General features: G+C 65.7%; 25 protein-coding genes. 16 read left to right on the top strand and 9 right to left on the bottom strand.

All coding sequences use genetic code 11. The features are described 5' to 3' along the window. Window positions 1-9: 9 nt before the first annotated feature. Entirely contained in the window at window positions 10-243 is a 234-nt protein-coding gene (locus tag ACLD02_RS12105; RefSeq protein WP_203105084.1) for a hypothetical protein, read from the top strand. Window positions 244-268: 25 nt separating this feature from the next. Here the strand turns inward: ACLD02_RS12105 and dinB are convergent, their stop codons facing one another. Further along, complete coding sequence (dinB, locus tag ACLD02_RS12100) at window positions 269-1,360, bottom strand: DNA polymerase IV (RefSeq protein ID WP_338015227.1); 1,092 nt, start codon at window positions 1,358-1,360, stop codon at window positions 269-271. A gap of 106 nt (window positions 1,361-1,466) precedes the next feature. On the opposite strand from dinB, the gene ACLD02_RS12095 reads away from it, so the two are divergent. Then, window positions 1,467-3,122: an FAD-dependent monooxygenase gene (locus tag ACLD02_RS12095; RefSeq protein ID WP_410298809.1), complete on the top strand. Its 1,656-nt coding sequence runs from the start codon at window positions 1,467-1,469 to the stop codon at window positions 3,120-3,122. Window positions 3,123-3,215: 93 nt separating this feature from the next. Here ACLD02_RS12095 and ACLD02_RS12090 read toward each other — a convergent pair whose 3' ends face one another. After that, window positions 3,216-4,898 (bottom strand): trypsin-like serine protease, encoded by a 1,683-nt coding sequence (locus ACLD02_RS12090; protein WP_410298808.1) that lies wholly within the window; start codon window positions 4,896-4,898, stop codon window positions 3,216-3,218. Window positions 4,899-4,993: 95 nt separating this feature from the next. Then, a complete protein-coding gene (locus tag ACLD02_RS12085) occupies window positions 4,994-5,953 on the bottom strand; it encodes a GGDEF domain-containing protein (protein ID WP_203105080.1) in 960 nt (319 codons plus the stop codon). Window positions 5,954-6,073: 120 nt separating this feature from the next. On the opposite strand from ACLD02_RS12085, the gene ppc reads away from it, so the two are divergent. Then, the gene (gene ppc, locus ACLD02_RS12080) at window positions 6,074-8,737 is read left to right on the top strand and encodes a phosphoenolpyruvate carboxylase (protein WP_410298807.1); all 2,664 of its coding nucleotides are present in this window, start codon (window positions 6,074-6,076) and stop codon (window positions 8,735-8,737) included. A 90-nt stretch (window positions 8,738-8,827) separates the two neighbouring features. Here ppc and ACLD02_RS12075 read toward each other — a convergent pair whose 3' ends face one another. Further along, window positions 8,828-9,442, bottom strand: a complete 615-nt coding sequence (locus ACLD02_RS12075) for a hypothetical protein (RefSeq protein WP_410298806.1) — start codon at window positions 9,440-9,442, stop codon at window positions 8,828-8,830. 138 nt (window positions 9,443-9,580) lie between these two features. Between ACLD02_RS12075 and ACLD02_RS12070 the strand changes: the two genes are divergently transcribed. Together ACLD02_RS12070 and ACLD02_RS12065 are read left to right on the top strand one after the other, a co-directional pair. Further along, a complete protein-coding gene (locus tag ACLD02_RS12070) occupies window positions 9,581-10,318 on the top strand; it encodes a dienelactone hydrolase family protein (protein ID WP_410298805.1) in 738 nt (245 codons plus the stop codon). Between the two features lie 217 nt (window positions 10,319-10,535). Further along, window positions 10,536-11,228: a transposase gene (locus tag ACLD02_RS12065; RefSeq protein ID WP_410298804.1), complete on the top strand. Its 693-nt coding sequence runs from the start codon at window positions 10,536-10,538 to the stop codon at window positions 11,226-11,228. Between the two features lie 229 nt (window positions 11,229-11,457). Here ACLD02_RS12065 and ACLD02_RS12060 read toward each other — a convergent pair whose 3' ends face one another. Next, window positions 11,458-11,730: a CDGSH iron-sulfur domain-containing protein gene (locus ACLD02_RS12060; RefSeq protein ID WP_203105075.1), complete on the bottom strand. Its 273-nt coding sequence runs from the start codon at window positions 11,728-11,730 to the stop codon at window positions 11,458-11,460. Between the two features lie 167 nt (window positions 11,731-11,897). Here ACLD02_RS12060 and ACLD02_RS12055 point away from each other — a divergent pair, with 167 nt between their 5' ends. The 10 genes from ACLD02_RS12055 to ACLD02_RS12010 all read left to right on the top strand — a co-directional run bounded on the left by ACLD02_RS12055 (window position 11,898) and on the right by ACLD02_RS12010 (window position 21,261). After that, on the top strand, window positions 11,898-12,731 hold the full coding sequence (locus ACLD02_RS12055; protein ID WP_203105074.1) for a GNAT family N-acetyltransferase: 834 nt from the start codon (window positions 11,898-11,900) through the stop codon (window positions 12,729-12,731). Continuing rightward, window positions 12,728-13,495 (top strand): lysophospholipid acyltransferase family protein, encoded by a 768-nt coding sequence (locus ACLD02_RS12050; protein ID WP_203105073.1) that lies wholly within the window; start codon window positions 12,728-12,730, stop codon window positions 13,493-13,495. The genes ACLD02_RS12055 and ACLD02_RS12050 overlap by 4 nt, the downstream gene beginning before the upstream one ends. Before the next feature lie 79 nt (window positions 13,496-13,574). Beyond that, window positions 13,575-14,141: an elongation factor P-like protein YeiP gene (gene yeiP, locus ACLD02_RS12045; protein WP_203105072.1), complete on the top strand. Its 567-nt coding sequence runs from the start codon at window positions 13,575-13,577 to the stop codon at window positions 14,139-14,141. A gap of 152 nt (window positions 14,142-14,293) precedes the next feature. Further along, window positions 14,294-15,268 (top strand): aminopeptidase, encoded by a 975-nt coding sequence (locus tag ACLD02_RS12040; RefSeq protein ID WP_410298803.1) that lies wholly within the window; start codon window positions 14,294-14,296, stop codon window positions 15,266-15,268. Between the two features lie 84 nt (window positions 15,269-15,352). Next, window positions 15,353-16,189, top strand: a complete 837-nt coding sequence (locus ACLD02_RS12035; RefSeq protein ID WP_203105070.1) for a rhomboid family intramembrane serine protease — start codon at window positions 15,353-15,355, stop codon at window positions 16,187-16,189. A 52-nt stretch (window positions 16,190-16,241) separates the two neighbouring features. Further along, complete coding sequence (locus tag ACLD02_RS12030) at window positions 16,242-17,084, top strand: TRAP transporter TatT component family protein (protein WP_238401083.1); 843 nt, start codon at window positions 16,242-16,244, stop codon at window positions 17,082-17,084. A gap of 9 nt (window positions 17,085-17,093) precedes the next feature. Further along, window positions 17,094-18,083 (top strand): TRAP transporter substrate-binding protein DctP, encoded by a 990-nt coding sequence (gene dctP, locus ACLD02_RS12025; RefSeq protein ID WP_203105374.1) that lies wholly within the window; start codon window positions 17,094-17,096, stop codon window positions 18,081-18,083. Next, window positions 18,083-18,577, top strand: a complete 495-nt coding sequence (locus ACLD02_RS12020) for a TRAP transporter small permease (protein WP_203105068.1) — start codon at window positions 18,083-18,085, stop codon at window positions 18,575-18,577. The genes dctP and ACLD02_RS12020 overlap by 1 nt, the downstream gene beginning before the upstream one ends. Continuing rightward, complete coding sequence (locus tag ACLD02_RS12015; RefSeq protein WP_410298802.1) at window positions 18,574-19,881, top strand: TRAP transporter large permease; 1,308 nt, start codon at window positions 18,574-18,576, stop codon at window positions 19,879-19,881. Before ACLD02_RS12020 ends, ACLD02_RS12015 begins: the two co-directional genes overlap by 4 nt. 117 nt (window positions 19,882-19,998) lie before the next feature. Continuing rightward, window positions 19,999-21,261 (top strand): branched-chain amino acid ABC transporter substrate-binding protein, encoded by a 1,263-nt coding sequence (locus ACLD02_RS12010; RefSeq protein WP_203105066.1) that lies wholly within the window; start codon window positions 19,999-20,001, stop codon window positions 21,259-21,261. Window positions 21,262-21,294: 33 nt separating this feature from the next. Here ACLD02_RS12010 and ACLD02_RS12005 read toward each other — a convergent pair whose 3' ends face one another. The 4 genes from ACLD02_RS12005 to ACLD02_RS11990 all read right to left on the bottom strand — a co-directional run bounded on the left by ACLD02_RS12005 (window position 21,295) and on the right by ACLD02_RS11990 (window position 24,686). Continuing rightward, window positions 21,295-22,074 (bottom strand): NYN domain-containing protein, encoded by a 780-nt coding sequence (locus ACLD02_RS12005; protein ID WP_203105065.1) that lies wholly within the window; start codon window positions 22,072-22,074, stop codon window positions 21,295-21,297. 38 nt (window positions 22,075-22,112) lie between these two features. Beyond that, window positions 22,113-22,985, bottom strand: coding sequence for a fatty acid desaturase (locus tag ACLD02_RS12000; RefSeq protein ID WP_410298801.1), 873 nt, complete (start codon window positions 22,983-22,985; stop codon window positions 22,113-22,115). A 103-nt stretch (window positions 22,986-23,088) separates the two neighbouring features. Then, window positions 23,089-24,081, bottom strand: a complete 993-nt coding sequence (locus tag ACLD02_RS11995) for an AraC family transcriptional regulator (protein WP_410298800.1) — start codon at window positions 24,079-24,081, stop codon at window positions 23,089-23,091. Continuing rightward, window positions 24,078-24,686: a TetR/AcrR family transcriptional regulator gene (locus ACLD02_RS11990; protein ID WP_203105062.1), complete on the bottom strand. Its 609-nt coding sequence runs from the start codon at window positions 24,684-24,686 to the stop codon at window positions 24,078-24,080. Before ACLD02_RS11990 ends, ACLD02_RS11995 begins: the two co-directional genes overlap by 4 nt. Before the next feature lie 105 nt (window positions 24,687-24,791). Here ACLD02_RS11990 and ACLD02_RS11985 point away from each other — a divergent pair, with 105 nt between their 5' ends. After that, window positions 24,792-26,027 carry an oxygenase MpaB family protein gene (locus ACLD02_RS11985; protein ID WP_410298799.1) on the top strand — a complete coding sequence of 412 codons (1,236 nt, stop codon included), beginning with the start codon at window positions 24,792-24,794 and terminating at the stop codon, window positions 26,025-26,027. Window positions 26,028-26,086: the final 59 nt, after the last annotated feature.

Genomic DNA, 26,086 nt, shown 5'->3' with positions numbered 1-26,086 from the left:
GAGTCTGGCATGTTGCTGAAGTATCTGAATCAACTCGATGACGCGGTGCATGAACTGCTGGCGCGCCCGGACCCGGATGCCCTGACACGATGCAACGAGTGCGTGCGGGTACTGGACCAATACCTGGAAACGCAGATGGAGCCGGTGGCCCGGCGTGGCCGCGAGATCATGGCCCAGTCCCTGGCCCGCCTGCCGACGCCGGTGGGCGAGGGCGCGACCCCGGTGGCGCGGGTGGCCGGCTGAAAGCGCCTCGCCATCGCGGCTGGCCTCAGGGCCCGCGGTGCTGGCGCAGGGCCTTCTCCCGTTCCTCGGGGAACAGATCGGGCTGTCGCGGGCTCTTCAGGTCCCTGAGCCGCACGCCCACGCCCAGCAGTCGCGCCGGCGCCGGATGGCGTTCCCACAGCTGGGTCAGCATCCGCTCGAAGGGTTCCCGCTCGACCCGGTCGCCACCCTGGTCGGTGCTGACGATGCGGAAGTCGTTGTAGCGCACCTTCACCGTCAAACCCTGGATAATGTAATTGGCGTCCAGCCGGTCGATGCGCTGGCGCAACCGCTCCAGAAGATCGTCCAGTTCCCGCAGCCATTCCGCCAGGGTACGTTTGTCCTCATGGTAGGTTTTCTCCACGCTGGCTGACTTGCGCCGCCGGCTGGTCTGCACCGGCCGGTCGTCCTCGCCCCGGGCCAGGTGGTAGAGGCGCTCGCCGAAGCTGCCGAAGTGGTGGGCCAGGTCCAGCCGGCTGATGCCCTGCAGGTCTCCGCAGGTATGAATGCCCAGCGCCGCCAGCTTTTCACCGGTGACCCGGCCTACCCCGGAAATGCGTTTCACCGGCAGGGCCGCGACGAAGGCCTCGACCTGCTCCGGTGGAATCACGAACAGGCCATCCGGCTTGTTCCAGTCGCTGGCCACCTTGGCCAGGAACTTGTTCGGGGCCACGCCGGCGGACACGGTGATATGGAGGGTGTCGCGCACTTTGGCGCGGATCGCCTCGGCGATGCGGGTGGCGCTGTTGGCGTGCAGCGGGCTCTCCGACACATCCAGAAACGCTTCGTCCAGGGAGAGGGGCTCGATAATGTTGGTAAAGGTGCGAAAAATATCGTGAATCTGCCCGGAGACCCGGCGGTATTTATCGAAATCCGGGCGCAGAATCACCAGTTCGGGACACAGCCTCAGGGCCTGGGACGAGGACATCGCCGAGCGCACGCCGAATTCCCGGGCCGGATAGTTGCAGGTGGCGATCACCCCGCGCCGGTTGGGATCGCCGCCCACCGCCACCGGTCGCCCGCGCAGGCGCGGGTCGTCGCGCACCTCGACGGCGGCGTAGAAACAATCACAATCCACGTGGATGATCTTGCGGCTCACGGAAGTCCGGTATGGTCGCGGGTAATGTAAGGAGTCAATTGCGCATGACGGGTTTTCATCGGGAAGCTCGATCCCGGTTCCAGGCAACCATGGTAGCACCACGATCATGATGACGGGATCCAACGCCCCCAAGGTATTGATCGTCGGCGCCGGGCCCACCGGCCTGACCCTGGGCATCAACCTGCTGCGCGCCGGCGTGCCCTGCCGGATCATCGACCGGCAGGAGGAACGCTCCGAGCACTCCCGGGCCCTGGGGCTGCATGCCCGCAGCCTGGAGATTTTCGATGCCATGGGCGTGCTGGACGCGGTGCTCGCCGAGGGGCGGCCCTTGTCCATGATCCGCGTGCATGGCGAAAAAGGGCCGCTCATGGACCTGGATTTCGGCGCGCTGGCCTCGCCGTTTCCCTATCTGCTGTGCTGCCCGCAACCACGCCTTGAAGCGATTCTGGAGCGGCGCTACCGGCGCCTGGGCGGCGACCTGTGGCGTGGCGCCGAGCTGCTGCAGGCGCAACAGGATGGCTCCGGCGTCACCGCCGTGGTGCGCCATGACGGCGACGAAGTGGCCATTGGCACGCAACTGATGGTGGGCGCCGACGGCGCCCACTCCAAGGTCCGGGAGCTGCTCGGCCTGCCGTTCGAAGGCCATGACTATCGGGAGCATTTCCTGCTTGCCGATGTGGACTGGGCGCCCAACCTGGCCGACGACGCTTTCCACGGCTTCCTGCTCGCCGACGGCAACCTGGCGGCGATACCCATGCCCGATGGCTGGCGCCTGGTGATCAGCGAAAACGGCGAGCCGGACGAGGAGGCCGGCGAACCCACCCTGGAGGATTTTCACGAACGCCTGCGCGCCGCCCTGGGGCCGGAGACGCCGCTGCCGGAGCAGGCCCGCTGGCTGAGCCGCTTCACCATCCAGCGGCGGTTGGTGAGCCACTACCGGCGCAACCGTATCCTGCTCGCCGGCGATGCCTGCCATGTGCAGAGCCCGCTGGGCGCCCAGGGCATGAACACCGGCATCGCCGACGCTTTCAATCTGGCCTGGAAACTGGTGCTGTTCTGCCGGGGTAGGGGCGGCGGCGCGCTACTGGACAGCTACCAGCGCGAGCGCCGGCCGGTGGCCGAGGACATGCTGCGCGGCGTGGATGCTCTGTCGCGGGCTTCCCTGGTGCGCGCCCGGGCGCTGCGCGGCGCCCGTGATTCCCTGCTGCGTCTGGCCGGTGGCCGGCCACAGCTGGCTCGCCGGCTGGTGCGCCGGGCCAGCCAGCTGGACGTGCATTACCGCCATTCACCGCTGGTGGAGGCGGGCCCGGACGCCGAGGTGGGCCGCCGCCGCCAGGGCCCGCTGCCCGGTGACCGGGTGCCGGACGCCGCCCTGGTGTCGCTGCGCGACGGTGGGCCAAGGCGGGTGCAGGGGCTGCTGCGCCAGCCGCTGCACCATCTCCTGCTGCAGTTGGATGAAGCGCCGGATCACCGCACCCGGGTGATTCTGCACGCGCTGTTGTCACGGCTGCCCGACGAGTATCTCAACGAACTGCGGGTGACGCTGATCGGTCGTGGTGATCTGGAGCTGGACCCGCCCCAGGGTGCCATGGCCAAGGCGGTGCATCGCTGGCGGGACGAGCACGGCGAATTCCAGGCCGCGTTCGGACCCGGCAGCCGGCTGTGGCTGATGCGCCCGGATGGCCATCTGGCCTACCGGGCGCCGCTCACCGACGCGGATTATCTGCTTGCCTATCTGGAGCGCATGCTGCGCGGGGTCTGAGCCGCGCGGGTAGGAAGATGGGTGGTTATCGCGACTGAAGTCGCTCCTACAGCGGGCCGCATCGGCGGTAGGAGCGACTTCAGTCGCGAAGCCTCAGCCGCGCTTGCGCAGCGCTCCGGCCAGCGCCAGCGCCAGGGCCGCCAAACCCAGGGTGCCGCCACCACCACCGCCGCCACCACCACCGCTGTCGGTGTCGGTGGTGGCGGAATAGGACAACGCCACCGCGTCCTGATTGTTGTCGGTGGGGAAGTCGCCGCCGTTGGCGTCCACGCTCAGCCCCAGGGTGCCGTTCTCGGCGGTGCCGGTGGCCAGGGTCAGGGTGAAGTCGGTGCTTTCGCCGGGGGCCAGATTCCCGGGGCTGCACACCGTGTCGCAGAGCACCGAGCTGTCGCGCACGGTGGTGCCGGCCGGCAGGGACAGGCTCACCGCCACCTGACTGGCGGCAGCGCCGTTCACGGTGGTCAGGTTGCTCACCGTCACCCGTACCCGCGCCACGCCCTGGCCGTCGCCGTCGCGGCTGGCCTCGGTGACCTGGCCGCTGACCGACAGGTCCGCCTGGTCGGAGAAAATCAGCGTCAGTTCGTGGCGATTGTTCTTGCTGCGGTATTCTTCCTGGTCGGCGCCGGCGTCCAGCGTCAGGGTGGCCCGGGCCGGCGTGGCCAGGCCGTCGTAGCGGGCGGTCAGCTCCACCTGCTCGGCGCGGTTGATAAGTGTGGTGCCCAGGGTGTTGGAGGAGGTGTAGCAGGTGTTGTTCAGCAGCGTGCAGCTTTGCCCGTCCAGGCGCACGTCCAGATCACCGCCACCGCTGACCGCGATGTTGGCGCCGGTGACGCTGTTGCTCTGGCCGCGGTTGGCCAGGGTCAGGGTGCGCGAGAGGGTGCCCGCCGCCGCCGTGTACAGCCGCTCGCCGGTATTCTCCAGAGCCAGGTCCACGAGCGGGTCGCCGGCATCGGCGGTGGCTGCTTCCACGAAGCCGATCTGGCTGCTCAGTTTGGTGTACACCGACGGCAATTCGTCGGCGCAGTTGACCTGACCATAGCTGGTCAGGCCGACCACATAGGGATCGCTGTCCTGGCCGATGAACAGCGGGCCGCCGCTGTCGCCGATGCAGGTATCCTGCTGCTGGCCGTCCGGCGGGTTCAGTTCATCGGCGCACACCATGGTGGCGGTATTGAAGTTGCCGCTGCCCCACTGGGCCAGGCAGCTGTCGGTGCGCACATAGTCCAGTTGCACTTCCTGAAGCCGGGACGCCGGGGTGTCGCCGCCGGGCTGGGTAACGCCCCAGCCGAGGGCGGTCAGCGCCTCGTCCCGTTCGGCGGCGGCTCGATTCTGCAGATCCTGGAACTGGGCATCCCCGATCAGGCTGGGGCGCTCGCTCATGGTCGGGCCGTTAATGCGCACCAGGGCGATGTCGTTGTCGAACTCGCGACCCTGGGTGCGCCGGAAACCGCTCGGAATATACAGCGCGGTACCGGTGTAGGCGGTGCCACCGTCCAGGAACACGCTGCCGAGCCGTACCTGCACATCGCCGGCGGTCACGCTTTGGTCGTTTTCGTTCACCACGCAGTGGCCGGCGGTGACGACCCAGTTCCGGGCCAGATGGGTGCCGCCGCACAGCCCCACTTGGCTGCTGGCGGAGAAAAATATGTCGACCTGGGCCATCCAGGGCCACTGCCCCTGTTGGGCGTCGTCGCCGCCGATGATGCGGGGGGCGGCGGTCTGGGCCCAGAGCGGCGTGCACAGCAAGGAGAGAAGGACGGGCGTCCAACGAATCATGGGTTTCCCCCGGTCATTGTTGTCCACCCGAGCATACGCCAACGGCGCGATGAAAAAGTGAGGAAACCGTTACCGTTTGGTTAAGGCCTTCACCATCAGGCCAGGGGCGTGGCGTGAGCCAGCCAGTGCCCGTCGTCCGGCCGGGTGCGCGGCATCGCGGTCTGCAGGTGGTGCAGCACCTGCTCCAGGGCGGCGTTGGCACTGTGCAGGGTGAGCAGGGCGGCGCGCAGCCCGGGCCGCGAACCGCGCAGGTCGGCGAGCAACTGCTCGGCGGCGCCGGTGGCGGTACACGGCAGCAGCAGGGCCAGGTGCTCCTCATCGTAGCGGGCGACGATATCGCTGCGCCGCAGCCGTTGGGCCACCGCGTCCGCCAGGGCGTTGAGGTCGTCGTCGTGCACCAGCACCAGAGTCAGCGGCGAGGACAGCCGGTCGTGCAGGGGAATCAACCAGCCGGCGGTGCTGGACAGGGCGGCGCGGCTGATGAAGCCGGTCTGCGGATCACGCCAGGCATTCTCCACCGACTGCCGGGCCAGTACCTGATTGCGCCAGATCATCAGGCCGAAATACAGCATGCACACGGTGAGCGCCGCCAGCAGAAACAGGCTGGCGGAGGCCGCCGGGTTGAGCAGCGCGCCGCTGTCATCCCCATAGCCCAGACGGATCGGCATGACGATGGCCAGCACCACCTCGGCGGCGGCCAGCATGATCAGGAAACGTCGCAGCCCGTACAGCAGCCCGTTGCTGAGCACCGCCAGAAACAACAGGGCCATGGTCGGCGGTGGCTGACCGGCGTCGATCAGAATCACCACGCCCAGGATCACCACATCCAGCCCGGAGGCGAGCAGGGTGGCATGGGGGACGCGTGCCAGCAGGAACAGCAGCTGCAGCCCCAGATAACTGCCGGCCAGCACCCAGGGCGTCACCGCCGGCAGGGCGAAAAAGAAGCCGTCGGAATGATTGAAGTAGATCACCGCGAGAACGGCGAACAGTGCTCTGGCGACATATTGAAGGATGATCACGCCCTGTTCCGTGGACATGCGGCTTGGGGTTTCCATGAAGCTGTTTCCTCGATCCGATCCGCGCTATGTTGCGTCAGCCCCGCCATGGAATAAAGATATCCGGTGGACCCTTGTTGTAAAAAAGCGCTTCATCGAAGCGCTTCATAGAGAGTGACTATGGATCAGGACCCACACGCGCCATTGCGCGATGACGTTCGCCTGCTGGGCGAGGAACTGGGCGCGGTGCTGCGCGAGCAAGCCGGCGAGCGGTTGTTCGACACCGTGGAAACGATTCGCCAGGCGGCGGTGGAAAGCCGCTCCCAGGGTGAGGTGGAACTGACGCGCCTGCGCGAACTGCTCGGGCCCCTGGACGACGCCACCCTGCTGGAAGTGGCGCGCGCCTTCAGTCAGTTCCTCAACCTGGCCAACATCGCCGAGCAGCATCACCGCGAGCGCCTGCACCGGCGCCACGAACGTTACCCCGGCGACCCGGACACCGACCAGGGCCTGCGTCAGGTGCTGGCGGAGCTGAAAAAACAGGGTGTTTCCCCGGAGCGCATCCAGGAAACCCTGGCGCCGCTGTCCGTGGAACTGGTGCTCACCGCCCACCCCACCGAGGTGACCCGGCGCACCCTGATCCGCAAATACGATCAGATGGCGGACCTGCTCGCCGAACGGGACCGGCCGGACCTCACCACCGAGGAAGAGCATGGCCTGCGCCAGCGCCTGCGCGAACTGATCCTGTCCGCCTGGAGCACCGACGAAATCCGCCGCGAGCGGCCCACCCCGGTGGACGAAGCCAAGTGGGGTTTCGCGGTGATCGAGCAGTCCCTGTGGCGGGCGGTACCGCGCGCCATGCGTGACGTGGAAGCGGAGCTGGCGGTGGCCGGTCTGGACGCGCCGCCATCCGCCTGGGTGCCGATGCGCTTCGCCTCCTGGATGGGCGGTGACCGGGACGGCAATCCCAATGTCACCGCCTCGGTGACCCGGGAAGTGCTGCTGCTGGCCCGCTGGATGGCCGCCGACCTGTATCTGCGCGACGTGGAAAACCTGCTCGCGGATTTGTCCATGCACCGCGCCAGCGAGGAGTTGCTGGCCCGCACCGGCCCCAGCCATGAACCCTACCGGGTGGTGCTGCGCGATGTGCGCGACCGCCTCAAGATCACCCGCCGGCGTATGGAGGCCCTGGTGGAGGGGAGCCCGGTGCCCGACGGCGAGGGCTTCATCGAGGGCCGGCAGTTGCTTGACGAGCTGCTGCTCATCGATCGTTCCCTGCGTGCCGTGGGTCTGGCGGCCATCGCCGACGGTGAGCTCAAGGATACCCTGCGCCGCCTCAACTGCTTCGGTATCACGCTGCTGTGTCTGGACATCCGCCAGGAATCCACCCGCCACACCGCCGCTCTGGATGCCATCACCCGCTATCTGGGCCTGGGCGGCTACGGCGACTGGGACGAGGATCAGAAGCAGGCCTTCCTGCTCAGCGAACTGGAAAGCCGTCGCCCGCTGATCGACGAGGCGTTCTACCGCTCCGATCTGTGCGACGGCGACGTGCGCGAGGTGCTGGACACCTGCAAGGTGATCGCCGAGCAGGGCCCGGAAGGCCTGGGCGCCTATGTGATTTCCATGGCCCGGGGGCCGTCCGATGTGCTGGCGGTAATGCTGCTGCAGAAGATTGCCGGAGTGCGCCACCCGATGCGCGTGGTGCCCTTGTTCGAAACCCTGGACGACCTGGACAATGCCGGCGACACCATGACCGCCCTGCTCGGCATCCCGCTCTATAAACAGCGGGTGGTGGACGGTCAGGAAGTGATGATCGGCTACTCCGATTCCGCCAAGGACGCCGGTTTCCTGGGCGCCGCCTGGGCCCAGTTCCGCGCCCAGGAAAAACTCACCGGCCTGTTCCGTGACCATGGCGTGCCGCTGACCCTGTTCCACGGTCGGGGCGGCTCCATCTCCCGGGGGGGCTCACCGACCCGTATGGCGCTGCTGTCGCAGCCGCCAGGCTCGGTGGCCGGGCGCATCCGTGTTACCGAGCAGGGTGAGGTGATCCGCTTCAAGTACGGTCGTCCCTCGGTGGCCGCCTACAACCTGGAGCAGTACCTGGCCGCCACCCTGGAGGCCACGCTGCTGCCGCCCGGTGAGCCCGAGGATGCCTGGCGCGAACGTATGCAAGCGCTTACCGATGTGTCCGTGGACGGCTACCGCCAGGTGGTGCGGGACGACCCGGCTCTGGTCGGCTACCTGCGCACCGTTACCCCGGAAACCGAACTCAGCCGGCTCGCTCTGGGCAGCCGCCCGGCGCGCCGCAAACCCGGCGGTGGCGTGGAAACCCTGCGCGCCATCCCCTGGGTGTTCGCCTGGACCCAGATCCGCCTGATGCTGCCCGCCTGGCTGGGTACCGGCGCCGCCCTGGAAGCGGCCCTGGACAGCCCGGAGGAAACCGCCACGGTGCGGGCCATGGCCGAGCAATGGCCGTTCTTCCAGGGCGTCATCGACATGCTGGAGATGGTGCTCGCCAAAGCCGATCCGCGGGTGGCCGCCTGGTACGAGGAGCGCCTCACCGACGACCCGGACCTCAAGCGTTTGGGCGATACCCTGCGCCAACGCCTGGCCGCCAGCGTGGACGCCCTGCACCGGCTCACCGGCCGCGACGACCTGTTGGTCAACAACCCGGTGATGCGCTGGTCGATCCGCGTGCGTGACCCCTACACCGACCCACTGCATCTGTTGCAAGCGGAGCTGATGGCCCGTCTGCGTGACCGCGACGGAGACGACACCCTGGAAAGCGCCCTCATGGTGACCATCGCCGGCATCGCCGCCGGCATGCGCAACACCGGCTGAGTATCGCGGCTGAAGCCGCCCCTGCCGCGTGTATCGGGCGGCGGCGGGAGCGGCTTGAGCCGCGATCGATCAAGGCCCGCCGGCCACGAATCAAGGATTCCGTCGCGCCGCGAACCAGACCAGCAGCGCCTGCGGCACGGCCAGCACCCAGTCCACCACCAGTAGGACGGAGAAGTGCTGGCCGGTGGCGCGCAGGGTCTGCTCGATCTCCAGCGTCTGCATGCCCTCCAGCCAGGGCCTGCCGAGACCGCCAGCGCCGACCACGGCGTTGGCCATGATCAACCCGCTGATTACCATCAAGGCGGTGCGGCCGGCACGCACCGCGCTTAACGGCAGGCTACGCGGCCCGCCGGCACGGGTGGCGCCGCTGGCGGTGAGCCACAGGCCGGCGGTGAACCCCGCCTGCGGCATCAGCCAGGCGGTGGCTTTCTCGCCGATGCCCAGCAGCGCCAGACCGAACACCGGCAGGGCCACCAGCCAGCCGATCAGCAGCGTCCGCCAGGGCACCAACGCCAGAGCGGCGGCCACCGCCGGTCGCCGGGCCGGCCCGCGTCCCAGCAACCAGCCCGGCAACAGGCCCACCAGGGCGCCCAGCAGCACGCCGGGCACCGCCATTAACAAATAACCGAATTGGGCGGCCACCGCCGCGTCCCATTGGAACAGGCCGCCGAACAGCGCCGGCAGGGCGGACGAAAAGGAATACATTCGGGTCCTCCATAAAAGGCGGAAAGAAAACGGGGCATCGTGCCGGATTCGGTCGGCCGGGCCAATCGGCGGCGGCGCGCTGGCAGAACCATGGGGTTGCGGTAGGCTGGTGAAAAAAACACCACTCAAGGAGCGACCATGAACGCCAAGGACCCCCACCTGACCCACGTCACCCTGCCGGATGGCCACCGCATGCGTGCCCGCTGGTTTGTGCCCGAACAGCCTAACGGGCTGAATGCCGCGGTGATCGTGATCCACGATATCTTCGGTTTCAGCGACGACCAGGCGCGCATTGCCCGGCGTCTGGCGGATAACGGCTACCCGGTGCTGGCGCCGGATCTCTACGATCGCGCCGGGGCCCGCTCACTGTGCGTGGTTCGCACCCTTCGTGACCACGAACTCGGTCACGGCGCGGCCTTCGAGCAGCTTGAGGCCTGCCGCCTCTGGCTGCTGGAGCAGGACCAACAGCCGGTGACCAAGGTTGCGATGATGGGGTTCTGCATGGGCGGACGCTTCGCGCTGCTTTACGCCGCCCGGGGTGGCCTCCGGGTGGTGGCGCCGTTCTACGGTGGCGTGCCGCGCAAGGCCACGGCATTGACCGGCATCTGCCCAGTGGTGGGCGGTTGGGGGAAACAGGATCTGGTTTATGGCGGGCACGGTGAACGCCTGGCCCGGCACCTCTCCGAGCTGGGTGTGCCCCACGATGTCAAAACCTATCCCGACGCGGGCCACTCCTTCATGAATGATCACCAGACCTTTGTTTTCAAGCGCCTGTCCGGCTACAGCCCCCTTCGCGCCTACCATGAGCCGAACGCCGCCGAGGATAGCTGGCGACGGGTACTGCGGTTCTTTCAGCAAACCCTGGAAGAAAAATAAACACATGTACACATTGTGGCGAGTCAATGGCCTCGGTATCAGATTTGGTGATTAAAAGAAGGTTTATTAGATATTAGTTACGTCCCCTTTTTGCGTGAGCAACATGTTAATCAGAAAAAGGGGACGGACATATTTTAAAAGTGCTGTAACTAATTTATTTCGCAGGGTTTTGCGGCTAGACTATCGTCCAATAATAAAGCGTTATTAGAGGGATAGCATGCCGAGGAAGAGGCGCGTTGTTCTTCCGGGTTACCCCCACCATATACTTCACCGGGGCCATAATCGCCAGGCTGTATTCAAGGAAGAAGAGGACTACCTTAAATATCTGGCGGACGTAAAAGAACTAAAACATAGTTTCGGGGTTGATGTTTACGCATGGTGTTTGTTGCCCGAAGAAGTTCACTTGCTGATTAATCCCGGGCCCGACGAAGGGGCTCTTGGGAGTTTCATGAAATCACTGGCGGCCCGCATGACCCGGCATCGCAACCGGCGTGAGGAGCGGCGCGGCACCCTGTGGGAAAGCCGTTATCGTTCCAGCCCGGTTCAACCGAGCTGGCTGTTGGCCTGTGATCGGTATCTGGAGCAACTGCCGGTGCGTCTAGGCAGGGCCCGGAGCGTGGAGTGGTATCCCTGGAGCAGCTACTCGGAGCGCATGCAGCGGGGTGGCAAGCCGATTCTGGATCTGGACCCGGATTACCTGGCTCTGGCGGACGATGAGCTGCATCGCCGTATTATCTATGAACGTTACGCGCAACAGACCCCCAAGGCTTCGGAAACGGCTTTGATTCACGATGCCGTGGAGCGCAATCAGCTTACCGGCGACCCCGGCTTCACCGATGAGGTGGAAGCCCTGACCGGCCATCGTGTCAGTAACCGGGGCCGCGGGCGGCCACGCCGCCGCCGCGACTAACATCGACACACCCTACCGGGTGAAATACAACCCATTGATTCAGAAGATGATTCTTGATTTCTCTCATGAGGGCCCCGGGGAAATCCGGGGCTGAAAGGGAGGTAAACAAGCGTTCGCTTGTTTTTCTTTTCAGTTTCCCATTCAGGTTTGAACATAAAGGGAAAGCCGGTTGTCCGGCCCGTTCCGGATATGGATTTTAATCGGTTTTAAAGCGTTACTCAGAGTCGGTTTAACGCCAGCGCCGCCACCAGGGCGTTCTTTTTTTCAGGCCGACATGGGCGCCGTCGCAATGGGGCGGGCGGCTGGTGGCGCCACACCCGCAAAACAGCACGATCTCTTCCTTGGTGGCACTGTAAGGCACCCGGTCGCTTGCCGGGCAGCGCTCATCGGTGCAGAAGGGCGCCGCGTCGCTGTGCCCGCAGGCGCACCAGTAGCGGGTTTCGCCGGGCTGCATTCTGACCGGTTGCGGGTAGCGCGGCTCCGCCGCGGCTTCATCTCTCATTTTTATTCCTTCCCAAAAGGGCGTCCTGATCGTGGGCCCGCCCGTAAGCCCGGAGGCGCGAGGTGCTTCCAAAGGCTCCCAGGCTGTCGCGGGATGGTCATGTTTTTGTCACCGCGCGGCAACCGGCGGCTCCCAGACTGGCCGGAAAATAATGTTGGGAGCCCGTTATGCTTGCGCAAGCCGCTGGAAGGATCAAAGCCCTGCGTCCGCCGTTCCGACCCAGAAACCGGCCCAGGGACGCGGAGGAGGGCAGTCGCTTCAGTGCCTACTTTACCCGGTCGCGGCGGGAGATCCTCAAGGTACAACGGTTGCGTTACCGGATTTTTTCCCAGGAGTACGGCGCCAGTTTCAGCGCCCCCTTCGGCCTGGACCGGGACCGTTTCGACCGCCATTGCCTGCACCTGGTGGTGCGTGACAACCGCACCGGCGAGCTGGTCGGTTACACCCGCGTGCTACCCGGTGACCGGGTGGCGCGCACCGGCGGTTTCTATTCCGCCAGTGAGTTCCACATGCCGTTGGTGGACACGCTCTCTGGCGGCGTGGCGGAAATCGGTCGCACCTGCATTCACCCGGACCATCGCGGCGGGGCCGTGATCACGGTACTGTGGGCCCGGTTGGCCCGCTACATGCTCGAGAACGAGGTGCGCTATCTGATCGGCTGCGCCAGCATTGCCCTCGGCGAGGACTACAACGTGGCGGCCATTGACCAGCGTATTCGCGAGGACCATCTGGCGCCCGCCGGGTTGCGGGTCACACCCCGCTGCCGGCTGGCGCCGATGCCCGGCGACGCGGTGGCCGCCAAGGTTAGGATGCCGCCGCTACTGAAGGCATATTTGCGCATGGGCGCCCGGGTGTGTGGCGAGCCATGCTGGGACCCGGCATTCAATTGCCTGGATTACTTCATCCTGATGGAGGTGGACCGCCTGCCGGCCCGCTATGTGCAGCACTTTCTGCAGACCGGCCAGGCCGGGGTGGCGGAGCGCGCGGTCGCGATGGTATGAACGAACGGGACTGGTCCCTGGAGGGCGCGGCGCAAGGCCGCCCGCTGATACTGGCCCGCCGTCTGTGGCGGGCCGTACGCATTGTCGGCCATCTGATCGCCGGGGTGGTGGAGGCGGCCTGGCGGCGCGCCGCCCGCGACCCTCATCGACCGGAGATCCTGCTTGCCAAGCAGCGCTGGTGCCTGCGCTTGCTGGCGATCATGGGCGTCGAACTGCGCGTCCATGGGGCGCTGCGTGGTGGCCCGCTGTTCCTGGTGGCCAACCACGTCTCCTGGCTGGATATCCCGGTGATCGCGGCGGCCCGGCCCTGCCACTTTCTGTCCAAGGCGGAGGTGGCCCGGTGGCCGGTGATCGGCTGGCTGGCGCGTTCCGTGGGCACCCTGTTCATTCGTCGCGGCGCCGGTGAATCCCGGCTCAAGGCCGGGGAGATCCGCGAGCACCTTGGCCTTGGGCGCGCCATCCTGGTGTTCCCGGAAGGCACCACCACGGACGGCGCAAGCGTGCGTCGTTTCTTCCCCCAGCTTTTCGCCGCCGCCGAGGGCATGCCGGTGCAGACGGTGGCGCTGCGTTACCGGGACGCCGTCGGGCGGGCGGACCCGGCCCTGGCCTTCATCGACGATGATGAACTGCACCACCATCTGTGGCGCCTGCTGGGCCGCGAACGCATCGTCGTGGACCTCACCTTCGGCCCGCCGGTGCCCGCCGCCGAACCCCGCGAACGGGCCCGCCTGGCCCGCGAACAGATCATCGCCGGCCTCGGTTGAAACCCGCGCCACGCCCGAATCGCGACGAACCGTTTTTTTGCTACCATGAGCCCCGTTTCGTCCACCATGAGGAAGGCCCGTGACCCGAGCCAGTGACTTGAAGAAAGCCGATGTGATCGAGCACAACGGCGGCCTGTTCGTGATCCGCCAGATCGATGTCCAATCCCCCTCCGCCCGGGGCGCCGCCACCCTCTACCGGGTACGCGCGCAACAGGTAGGCGGTGGCTCCAAATTCGAAGAGCGCTTCAAAGGCGACGACGATGTCCCCACGGTGTCGCTGGTGCGCCGACCGGTGCATTTCTCCTACCTCGACGGCGACGACTATGTGTTCATGGACGATGAGGATTTCTCCCAGTACCCGATCAAGGGTGACGACATCGCCGACGAACTGGCCTTCATCACCGAGGATGGCGACGGCCTGCTGGCCCTGCGCGTGGGTGAAACGGTCATCGGCCTGGAGCTGCCCGCCTCGGTGGTGCTCACCATCACCGAAACGGCGCCGGCCATGAAGGCGGCCTCGGCCAGCGCCCGCACCAAGCCCGCCACCCTGGAAACCGGCCTGGTGGTGCAGGTGCCGGAGTACCTGCAGGAAGGCGAGAAGGTGCGCATCAATACCGCGGAACGGAAATTCATGTCCCGGGCGTAAAGATGGAGACAGGATTCAGGATAAAGGATACAGCGGGTATCGTGCCGTGCCGCGCCAAAAGCCGTGCCCGCGCTCGCGGGGCCGGCAGCGCGGGGGGCGCTGCTCTCCGTCATGCCGGCAGGCGCCTCACGCTGTACCCTGTAGCCTGCATCTTGTATCTGCTTTTATCCGGTTGCCAGCTTGGCTACTACGGCCAGGCGGTGAAGGGGCATTTCAGCCTGATGCATCAGCGCGAGCCGGTGGAGCGGGTGGTGGCCGATCCGGACACGCCGGCTCCGGTGCGCCAACAACTGATCCTGGTCGAGGACGTATTGCGCTTCGCCGACCGCGACATGGCACTGCCCGCCGATGGGGTGTACCGCGGCTATGTTCACCTGGATCGCGATGCGGTGGTGTGGAACGTGATGGCGGCGCCGCGTTTTTCCTTCGAGCCGAAGACCTGGTGCTTTCCGTTCGTCGGGTGCCTCAGCTATCGCGGTTATTTTCAGGAACAGGCGGCCCGCGAGGAAGCCGACAAACTGGCCGGCGAGGGGTGGGATACCTATGTGGGCGGCGCCATCGCCTATTCCACCCTGGGCTGGTTCGACGATCCTCTGACCACGCCCATGATCAATCGCTCCGGTCCGGCGCTGGTGGAACTGCTGCTCCACGAACTGGTACACCGGCGCCTGTACATCGCCGACCATACCCGCTTCAACGAATCCCTGGCCACCATGGTGGCCAGGGAGGGCACTCTGCGTTATCTGGCCCACCATGACCTGACCGTGGATCTGGACCGCTGGCGGCGCCGGGACCGTGCCAGGGATGCGTTCCTGGATCTGGTGGGTGATACCCGCGATAAACTGGCCGCCCTGTACGCCGGGGAGCTGCCCCCGGACACCATGGCGGCACGCAAGGCGGCCCTGATCGAGGAATTGCGCCGCGCCTTCCGTGCCCGTGCCGAGGCGGTGCCGGGCCTGGACGCCTACGGCGGGTTCTTCGAGGGCACGCTGAACAATGCCCGCCTTAATGGAGTCCATGATTATTACGGCCTGGTGGGGGACTTCCAGAAAATACTGCTAAGCTGCGGCGGGCAGTGGCCTTGCTTCTGGGAGCGGGTGGACGCGCTGGCCGAGGAGCTTGAGTGAGCGTCGCGACCGAAGGCATTCCCTCCGCGCGCCGTACCCAACCCGTAGGAGCGGCTGGAGCCGCGATTCACAACGAGGAAACCCATGCGGGAACTGGTCCGTATCAATAACGCCTCCCTGGCTAAACGTCTGGCCGACCTGTTGGCGCGGCGCGGCATCGACACGCGCACCGAGGAACGGGACGGGCACTACACCCTGTTTCTCCTCGACGCCGCCCGCCAGGACGAGGCCCGGGAACTGGCCCGTGAGTTTCTTAATAACCCGCTGGCCGGCAAGTGGCAGGATGACGCCTGGCAGGCCAGCGAACCGGTCACCGGGCTGCCCCGGGAGCGGGTGTTCTCCGGTGGCTGGTTCGCCAGCCTGGGGCCGGTGACCCGCACCGGGCTGATTGCCTGCGTGCTGATCTTTCTTTCTCCCTATGTGATCGGGCCGGGGCTCTACGAAGCGCTGATGTTCCCGGACACGGTGCAGGGGCTGGCGGCCCAGCCCTGGCGGCTGCTGACGCCCATGCTGCTGCACTTCTCGGTGTTGCACATCATCTTCAACCTGCTGTGGTGGTGCGACCTGGGGCGCCTGATCGAGCGTTTCCAGTCCAGCCTTCAGCTGCTGGCCATCACCCTGGTGGTGGCGGCGATTTCCAACTTCGCGCAGTACCTCGATACGGGCCCGCGTTTTGGTGGTCTGTCCGGTGTGGTGTATGGCCTGCTGGGCTATCTGTGGCTGTATGGCAAGGTCAATCCGGCGGCCGGGTATCAATTGCGCAAGGAGATTGTGGTATTGATGCTGGTCTGGCTGGTGATCTGCTACGTGGGCCTGTCCGGCGTGGTCGCCAACACCGCCCACCTGACCGGTTTGCTCAGTGGCGGCGCGCTCGGCGTGCTGGTCGGTTTGTACCGTCGCATGCGCTATTATCGCCGCTGACGTGGGGTCGCGGCTGAAGCCGCGACAGGGCGCGCAACGAATGGAGAGAGGTTTGAAGCAACGGACAATTGCCATCGCCGCGCTGGCTGGCCTGACCCTTGCCCTGCAGGGCTGTGGCCTGGCCCGGGTCGGCGACAGTCTGGGTCAGGGTGTGCGCCAGAACGGCGATCTGGCCACGGTGGAAGCGGGTCTGCCCAGTTATCTGCTGATGATCGACGGCCTGATCGTCAACTGGCCGGAGCGCGAATCCCTGCTCGCCACCGGCGCCGACCTCTACGGTGCCTACGCCGGTCTGTTCGTGGACGATCCGCGACGGGCCGCCCGCCTCAATGCCAAGGCCCTGGACTATGGTCTGCGCGCCGCTTGCGCCCACGATCACGCCTACTGCCGGGCCCGGGAGATGGACGTGCCGGCGCTGGAGACCCTGGTAGCCGGGGCCGACAAGGGAGACGTGCCGGCGCTGTTCACCCTGGGCGCCGCCTGGGCCGGCTACATCCAGACCCACTCCGACGATTGGAACGCGGTGGCCGAGCTGTCCCGGGTGCGCCTGCTCATGGAGCGGGTGGTGGTCCTGGACGAAGGCTATCAGCACGGCCAGGCACACATGTACCTGGGGGTGCTCAACAGCCTGCTGCCAGCCACCCTGGGCGGTCAGCCGGAGCAGGCCCGCGAGCACTTCCTGCGTGCCATTGCGTTGTCCGACGGCGACAACCTGCTGGCCCGGGTGTTCTACGCCGAGCACTACGCGCGCCTGGTATTCGACCGCGAACTGCACGACCGGCAACTGCGCCAGGTGCTGGACGCCGACGTGGACGTGGCCGACCTCACCTTGCAGAATGCCTACGCCAAGCGCGAGGCGCGTCGGCTGCTGGACAGCGCCGACGAGTATTTCTAGGAGACAATGATGTTGAGAACCGCCGTGGCCCTGCTGGCTCTGATGCCGATGCTGGCCTTCGCCACTACCCTGAAAATTTCCACGCTGTATCCGGACGGCACCGCCGTGGTCAAGGCGCTCAAGCAGGCCGGTGACACCATTGAGCAGGAAACCGATGGCCGGGTATCGCTGAAAATCTACCCCGGTGGCGTGATGGGCGATGACCAGGCGGTGCAGCGCAAGATCCGCGTTGGCCAGTTGCACGGACAGATGGCCCAGGGCGGTGCTTTCGCCCGTTACTACCGGGACAGCCAGATCCTCAATGTGCCGCTGACGTTCAACAATTACGCCGAGGTGGATGCCGCCCGCGAGAAGCTGGACCCGCTGATCAAGCAGGGGCTGGAGGACAACGGCTGGGTCAGCTTCGGGCTGGTGGACGGTGGTTTCGCCTACATCATGTCCGACAAGCCGGTGCGTGGCCTGGACGACCTGCGTGCCCAGAAACTGTGGCTGCCGTCCGGCGACAGCGCCTCGGCCAACGCCGCCGCCACGCTGGATTTGTCGCCCATCGTGCTGAATATCGGCAGCGTGCTCACCTCCTTGCAAACCGGTGCCATCGATGCCTACGCGGCGCCGCCGGTGGCGGCTCTGACCCTGCAGTGGTATTCCCGGGTCAACTACATCACCGACCTGCCGCTGCTTTACACCTATGGCTTGCTGGCGATTCAGAAGCGCCACTTCGAGCGGCTCTCCGAGGCCGATCAGAAGGTCGTGCGCCGGGTGTTGGAAGGTGCCTTCGAAGGCATCGACAAGGATAGCCGCGAGCAGAACAAGGCCGCCTTCAAGGCGGTGCGCAACCAGGGGCTGGAGCTGGTGTCGCCCGATGACGAGCAACGCGCGGAGTGGAAGCGCTACGCCGACAAGGCCACGCAAAAGCTGGTGCGGGACGGCCAGCTCAGCCAGGACATGCTTGACCGGCTGCACGCCATTCTCGAGGCCTACCGGAACAGCGGCTCCTGATGCGACGCCTGCTGGGCTGGATTCACCGTTTCGAGGACGGCCTGATTGTCTTCGTGGTGCTGATGATGGTGGCCCTGGCGGTGGCGCAGATCGTGCTGCGCAATCTGGTCGGCACCAGCCTGGTGTGGGCCGATCCACTGCTGCGCAACGCGGTTTTGTGGATTGGCCTGCTGGGCGCCATGATCGCGTCGCGCAAGGATGAACACATCCGCATCGACCTGGCCGCCAACTTCCTGCCCGAGCGTCTGCTGCCCTGGATCACCGGCCTGGTGGATCTGTTCACCGCCGGCATCTGCCTGCTCACCGCCTGGTATGGCCTGGGCTTCGTGATCGAGGAACGCCAGTTCGGCGGCGCCGCCTTCGCCGGCATCCCCAGTTGGTTGCTGCAGGCGGTGATTCCCCTCGGCTTCTCGGTGATGGCGCTGCGTTATCTGATTCTGTTCGGCCTGGGCCTGGTGGGCCGCCGGCCGCGCATGCGGGAGCCGGTGGCATGATCCTGGCCGGTGCCCTGATCCTGATTTTGCTGGCGCTGCTCGGCGCGCCCCTGTTCGCGGTGCTGCTGGGCGCCGCCGCTCTCGGTTTTTATGCGCTGGGCTCGCCGCTGGCGGTGCTGCACATCGATATCTATCAGCTGGCGGATTCGGTGGTACTGATGGCGCTGCCGCTGTTCACCTTCGCTGGCTTTCTGCTCAGCGAATCCCGCACCGCCGATCGATTGATGCGTCTCAGCCAGGCGGCGTTTGGCTGGATGCCCGGCGGCATGGCGTTCGTGGCGCTGATCGCCTGCGCCTTCTTCACCGCGCTTACCGGTGGCTCCGGGGTGACCATCGTGGCGCTGGGCGCCTTGCTGCTGCCGGCGCTGGTGAAGGCCGGCTACCCGCAACGCTTCAGCCTGGGGCTGGTGACTTCCTCCGGCAGCCTGGGGCTGTTGCTGGTGCCCTCGGTGCCGCTGCTGATCTACGGCATCATCGCCCAGCAGCTCTCCCAGCAACTGGCCATGCCGCCGGTGGAGATCGTCGATCTTTATCTGGCCGGCGTGGGTCCGGCGTTGCTGATGGTGGTGCTGCTGTACCTGTATTGCCTGTGGGCGACCCGGGCCGGCAACGCCGGGGGCGCCACCGCGGTGCCGCGCCAGGCGTTCAGTGGCCGGGAACTGCGCGCCGCCCTATGGGACGCGCGCTGGGAACTGCCGTTGCCACTGGTGGTGCTGGGCGGCGTGTTTTCCGGCGTATTGGTGGTCAGCGAGGCGGCGGCGGTGACCGCGCTTTATGTGCTGATCGCGGAAGTGTGGCTGTACCGGGAGATTCCCCTGCGGCGGCTGCCGGGCATTACCCGCGAAGCCATGGTGATGGTGGGTGGCATCCTGCTGATTCTGGCGGTGGCCCAGGCGTTCGCCGATTACCTGGTGTACGCTGAGGTGCCCGAGCAACTGTTCCAGTTCATCCAGACCCATGTGCATGGCAAGATCGCCTTCCTGATTCTGCTGAACATTCTGTTGCTGGTGCTCGGCGCCATGCTGGATATTTTCGCCGCCCTGGTGATCATGGTGCCGCTGATCCTGCCGGTGGCGCTGCGCTATGGCATCGACCCGGTGCACCTGGGCATTATCTTCGTGGCCAACATGCAGATCGGCTACATCACGCCACCGGTGGGCATGAACCTCTTCATCGCCAGTTACCGGTTCCGCAAGTCGATCACCGAGCTGTTCGCCGCCACCATTCCGTTCATGCTGGTGCTGATCGTGGCACTGCTGGCGATCACCTATATTCCCGCTCTGAGTCTCTGGCTGGTGCGTTAGGCCCACCGCGGCGTTGCGTTTCAGCCGTGATCCCGCCACTGGACACGGCGTTTCTCCTGTGCACATACTCCAGGGTATGTGGTTTCGATCAATAATATAACAACTCGGGAGAGAGCCATGTTCGCAGAGAAAACACCGTGGAAAGCCACGGTCACCGCTATTTTCCTTTCGTTTTTGTTTATCGCTCCAGGTCACGCCGCGCCCGCCGACAAGGAACCGGTCACCATCGCCATTATCGATCCGCTGACCGGGCCGATGGCCGGCGTGGGGCTGCCGCTGGTGGCGCATATGAAGTTCGAGGCGGAACGTCTTAACGCCGAAGGCGGCATGGATGGCCATCCGTTCCGCATTGTCGGTTTGGATAACAAGGTCAGCCCCCAGGAAAGCCTGGTGCAGTTGCAAAAGGCGGCGGACGACGGCATCCGTTATATCGTGCAGGGCAACGGCTCATCGGTGGGGTCGGCGCTGATCTCGGCGATCGATAAACACAACCGCCGCAATCCCGGCGAGGAGATGCTGTATCTGAATCATGGCGCGGTGGACCCGGTGCTCACCAACGAACGCTGTTCGTTCTGGCATTTCCGCTTCGATGCCGGCTCCGACATGAAGATGAATGCCCTGACCAACTGGATCAAGGATCAGAAGGACATCAAGAAGGTGTATCTGATCAACCAGGACTACAGTTTTGGTCATTCGGTGTCGTCCATGGCCCGCGAAATGCTCAAGGAAAAGCGCCCCGACATTGAAATCGTCGGCAACGATTTCCATCCGCTGGCCAAGGTCAAGGATTTCACTCCCTACGCCTCCAAGATCAAGGCCTCCGGCGCGGACGCGATCATCAGTGGTAACTGGGGGCAGGACATGGTGTTGCTGGCCAAGACGCTGGCGGACTTCGGCATCGACGCGCCGTTCCTGACCTATTACGCGGGCAGTCCCGGCACCGTGACCCAGGTCGGCGATCGCGGCGTGGACAGGATCTATGAAATCTACGCCTATTACGGCGATACCGAGGACCCGGAAATCGGCCAGCGCCAGAAGGATATGTACCAGCAAACCGATTGGGATTATTTCCTGTTCTACCCGCGTCTGACCACGATGATGGAGATGCTCAAGAAAGCCGCCGATGAGACCGGCAGCGTGGACCCGGTGGACATCGCTTTCGCCATGGAGGGCCTGTCCGTGGACATGGATACGGGTACCTACACCATGCGTAAGGATGACCACCAGATTCAGCAACCGATGGTGCTGTCGGTGATGAAGGGCGACATGCCCTATGGCGCCGAAGGCACCGATTACAATTTCGCCAAGGTGGCGCTGATTCCCGCCGAGGACGTGGCCATGCCCACCACCTGCAAAATGCGCCGCCCCCCGCGGGACTGAACCGGTCGGGCGCCGGCACGCCGGCGCCTGCCGCTAACCGCTCTTGCCGCCGCTTTTGCGCACGTTTTTGACCCTCAGGGCATTGTTGCCGCCGCCCACCGGCGCTACCTCGAACTGCTTCGGGTAGGCGCGCAGCAGGTCGCTAAGCTTCTTGAAGCCATACAACCGTGTGTCGAACTCCGGTCGGCGCTTGTTGATGTTCTGCCCAAGCGCGCCCAGGTGCACCCAGTCTTCCTCGTCGGCGATATCGTCGATCACCCGGGTGATCAGTTTCAGCGGCGGTTTTTCCTGATTGCCGCCGGTGGCGGCCTGTTCCTTGCCGGCGGGCTTGCCGTCGCTACCGGCGGCTTCGCCGCCGTCGTGGTCGGCGCGCAGGATTTCCGTATAGATGAACTTGTCACAGGCGGCCACCAGGGGCTTCGGCGTTTTGCGCTCGCCGAAGCCATAGACGATCAGCCCGCCTTCCCGCAGCCGCGCCGCCAGGCGGGTGAAGTCGCTGTCGCTGCTGACCAGGCAGAAGCCATCCAGTGCCCGGGTATAAAGCAGATCCATGGCGTCGATGATCAGCGAGCTGTCGGTGGCGTTCTTGCCGGTGGTGTAGGCGAACTGCTGCACCGGCTGAATCGAGTAATCCAGCAGCACCTGCTTCCAGCCGCCCAGGTTGGGCTTGGTCCAGTCGCCGTAGATGCGTTTCACGGTGGCGGTGCCGTACTTGGCGATTTCCTCGAACAGCCCCTCGACAATCGCCGGCGCTGCGTTGTCGGCGTCGATCAACACCGCCAACTGCTGGGGGGCGTCGGTTTGGTTGGCCATGGTCGGTTCCTTGCAATGGAATCCGACCACTGTACCAGTCATGCCCGCGGTCGGGTACGCGGGCCCAGGTCGAAGGGGCCGACGATCATGGCGCCGGAGTGCGCCCGGTGGTGCGCTTCCCGCGCCTTCCAGGCCTTGCCGTAGCGGTAGAACGGAATGGTCGGGTACAGGTGATGCATCAGGTGGTAGTTCTGATACATCAGCACCGGCGTGAGCCACCATTCCTGGCCCATGCGCATCAGGGCGGTGCGGTTCGGGTCCTGGTCCTGGCGGCCGGTGTGCGGGTAGTGGGGCAGCACCATGAATACCAGACACATGAGAAAGAACGCCAGGTAAGTGGGGATCAGCCACAGCGTGAGCATATAGAACGGCGCCCATACCCAGAGCGCGGCGATGATGGCGCCGGCCACCAGCATTTCACGGACCACCTCGGACACCTTCAGGCCCGGCACCCGGTTTGGATCACGCAGGAAAAAGATCACGTAGAAGTAGGGCCACAGGCCCCACAGCGGCATGGTCCAGAGGCTGCGGGCCATCCAGTGGTCCGGGTCATTCTCCTCGTTGGCGAAGCGGTGATGGCGCATGTGCAGCAGCCGGAATAACCGGCCCCGGCCGAAGGGCACCGCCACGAAGGTGGCCGCCGCCAGCAGGAAGTCGTTCATTTTCGGGCTGCGCGCGGCGCAGCGGTGAATCGCCTCATGGGCCGGGGTGAACAAGGCGTAGCCGGCCACGCCGTTGACCACCATGCCCACCCACAGCGGCCAGAGATGGTTCATGGTCAGCACCCAACTGGCGGCGATGGTGGCCACGCTGCCGATCAGAATCGCCACCGTGGGCCAGGCCAGGGTGGGGGACAGCCGCAGCCGGGCCAGCCGTTGTTTTTCCAGGGTGTCGGTCGCGTCGCTGTGCATCACGGGTCTCCGCCTCGTTACGTGCACACAGTGTTTACCAGGAAGGCGACGACGGGCAGACACGGAAATTGCCAACAGGGGGATAAAAAGTGACAGCGCGGGTTCAGGAACGGCGGAAGTCGCTGGGGTGGGTGCCATACCAGCGCCGGAAGGCGCGTCGGAAACTGGCCACATCGGTATAACCCAACTCCCGGGCCACCGCCGCCACGGTGTAGTGGGGCAGGCCCAGCAGTTCGGCGGCCCGTTGCGCCCGGGTGCGGTCGCGCAGGGCCTGGAAACGGGTGCCCTCGGCCTTGAGCCGGCGGATCAGAGTGCGCGGGCTGACGTGCAGCGTCCCGGCCACCGCCACCAGGTCCGGTTCCGGTTCGGCGCGTAGCCGCGCCAGCACCTGGTCGCTGAACGAGCCGTGCCGGCGCAGTGCTTCCTGGCGGGCCTCGCACTGGCGCACCGCCATCCACAGCAAATCCCGGTCGTGGCTGGGCACCGGCTCGTCACCGTAGTGAGCAGGCAAGGTCAACGCCACGCGGGGGGCGTCGAATTGCACCCGGATGCCGGCGAACGCTTCCCGATACAGGACGGCGTGCTCCGGCGGCGGATAGTTGAAATGCACGGCGCCGTCCTCGATGGGGCGGCCACGCAGCACGATATGGCAGGCAAAGGCGGAGGCCAGCGCCGATTCGGTGAGAAAGCGCACCGCGTAGTCCTGGGGCTCGATGAAATCCAGCCGCAGGGTAATGGCCTCCCGGTCTTCTTCCAGATGAGTGCTGAACACCCGGGTGCGGGTGTTGTTAAAGCGCGCGAACAGCACCATGGCGTCGCGCAAGGTGGCGCTGGCCATGGCCGCCATGCCCATGGGGCCATGCATGGCGGGCAGGGCGCGCAGGCCGGTGCGCAGGGCCAGGTCCGGCCGTGGCGACAGGGCCAGGGCATTGGCGATCAGCCGGCGTGCACCGGGCCAGTCGATGAAACCCTCGCCTTGCTCCAGAGTGGCCGCGTTGATGCCGGTGCCTTCGAGCAGAATGATCCGCCCGGCGTCATTGGTCTCCAGGGTGTCGGCGATCATGCGGCAGTAGGTAAGCGCCAGATCCGGGCTCACGGCGGGTCACCTTGCGGGGGTTGTCCCAGGTACCCGGCCACCATGCGCGTCAGTTCCCGGGCCAGCTCTTCTTCATCGATCAGATCGCCCTGGCTGACGTGGCGCACCATGGTGAACAGCACGCTGTTGGTGACGATGAACACGCGCACCTCCAGGTTCTCGATTGGATAATCCCGATAGTGGCGCAGAAAATACAGCCGCGACAGTTCCATGAAATGCTGCTGCAGCAGGTCCACCACCCGGTTGGTGGGCAGCCGATGCCAGTTGCGCACCAGCTCCAGATAGAGCCCGTCCCGGGAGCGCAGCACCGAGAAGCCGAAGCGGATCGAGCGGTGCACCATCTCGCCCAGGTCGGTGACCGCCATCAGCGGCAGCCGCCGCAGGCCGGCGGCGATGTCCTCGGCAAGGCGGTCCAGCAGTGCCGCGATCAAGGCGTCCTTGTCGCCGAAGTACTGGTACAGCGAACCGACGCTGACGCCGGCCTGTTCGGCGATACGCGCCGTGGTGGTGTCATCCAGGCCGTGGCGCTGGATGCACTGACCGGTGGCTTCCACCAGGGCTTTCACCATTTCCCGGGAACGTTTTTGCCGTGGCTGTTTACGCATGGAGCCTCAAAACGCGAATTGAACGCGAATAGATATTCGCATTAAGGTGCGATCATGAGCAAGTGCCCGCCAAAGCCACCAGGCCAAAGCCACCAGGAGAGCCCCATGAACGCACCGGCCCCCTCGACCACCTGTTCCGTGTCAGTATCCGCCCCGACCCGGGCGCGGCCGTTCGAAAAGACCGCCACGCCGACTCCGGCCTGGCTGCGCCGTCTGCTGGGCCGGGAACTGGCGCCCAGCCGCGAGGAATACCAGACCGCGCTGGACGATCTGTGGGTGGGCGACCCGGCCATGGATGCCCTGATCGAATGGATGTACGAGTATGGCCCGGCCCGGGCGCGCCCCCTGTTCGAAACGGCGGTGCGCGAGGGCGTGGAGGCGGTGCCGGATTGTCCGGCCCCGTTGAAGGCGTTCATGGACCGGGTGGCGGCACCGTCCTGGCTGGACCCGGCCCTGGTGGACGAAGGTGCCCGTTTCATTCAATCCACCGGCATGGCCGCGCCTTACGTGCTGCGTGATCTGGCGCTGATGGGCGGCTATTTGCTGTCCGGCTTCAACCAGTCCCTGGTGCTCACCGGCGCGCTCAGCCAGGGCACCGCCCGGCGGGTGGCGGAGACTGGAAAATGGTGGATCGATTGCACCGAGGAGGGCGGCCTGTTGGCCGGTGGGGAAGGGTATCGGGGCACGCTGCATGTGCGCATGGTGCATGGGCTGGTGCGGCGTAACCTGGATCGTCGCGACGAGTGGGAGCATGCCCGTTGGGGCCTGCCGCTCAACCAGGTGGATATGGCCGCCACCTATCTGGGCTTCTGCGTGGTGATGCTGGGCGGGCTGCGTAAGATGGGGATTCCGGTGACGGCGCGGGAATCCCGGGCGGTCATGCACCTGTGGAAATACGCCGGCTGGCTGATGGGCGTGGACGAACGCTGGCTGGTGGAGCGGGAGCGGGATGGCATCGTGTTGTTGCACCATGCCATGATGACCCAGAGCCGTCCGGACTGGACCAGCCAGGAACTGGGCCGGGCTCTGTCCCGGGAGCCGTTGTCGCAATCGTTCCCGCGCTGGGCCGGGGCGCGCCGGCGCTGGGCCTACTGGAGGCACTTGAGCGTCACCCGCTATTTCCTGAACCGGGAGAAAATGCGTCAGCTCGGCCTGCCGGACAACGTTGGCCCCTGGTTTCCGCTCGCCACCCTGGTGCCGCGTTTCGTCGGGCATACGCTACTGCGTTACCTGCCGGGGGCGCGTCGCTGGCAGCAACGTCATGGTCGGCGTGTACAGAACGCCGCCCTGCGCCATCTGTTCGCCGAGGGCGATCCCGGGCTGGTGCGGGCGGATCTATAAAAAAATCCGATCAATCCGTTCTTCTCACCCTCGTCCCTTCACACCAGCTTTATCTGTAC

It is taken from the genome of Alloalcanivorax sp. C16-2 (assembly GCF_046507615.1).
In the GTDB taxonomy this organism is placed as follows: domain Bacteria; phylum Pseudomonadota; class Gammaproteobacteria; order Pseudomonadales; family Alcanivoracaceae; genus Alloalcanivorax; species Alloalcanivorax marinus_A.
This window is presented reverse-complemented; position numbering and strand designations above follow the sequence as displayed.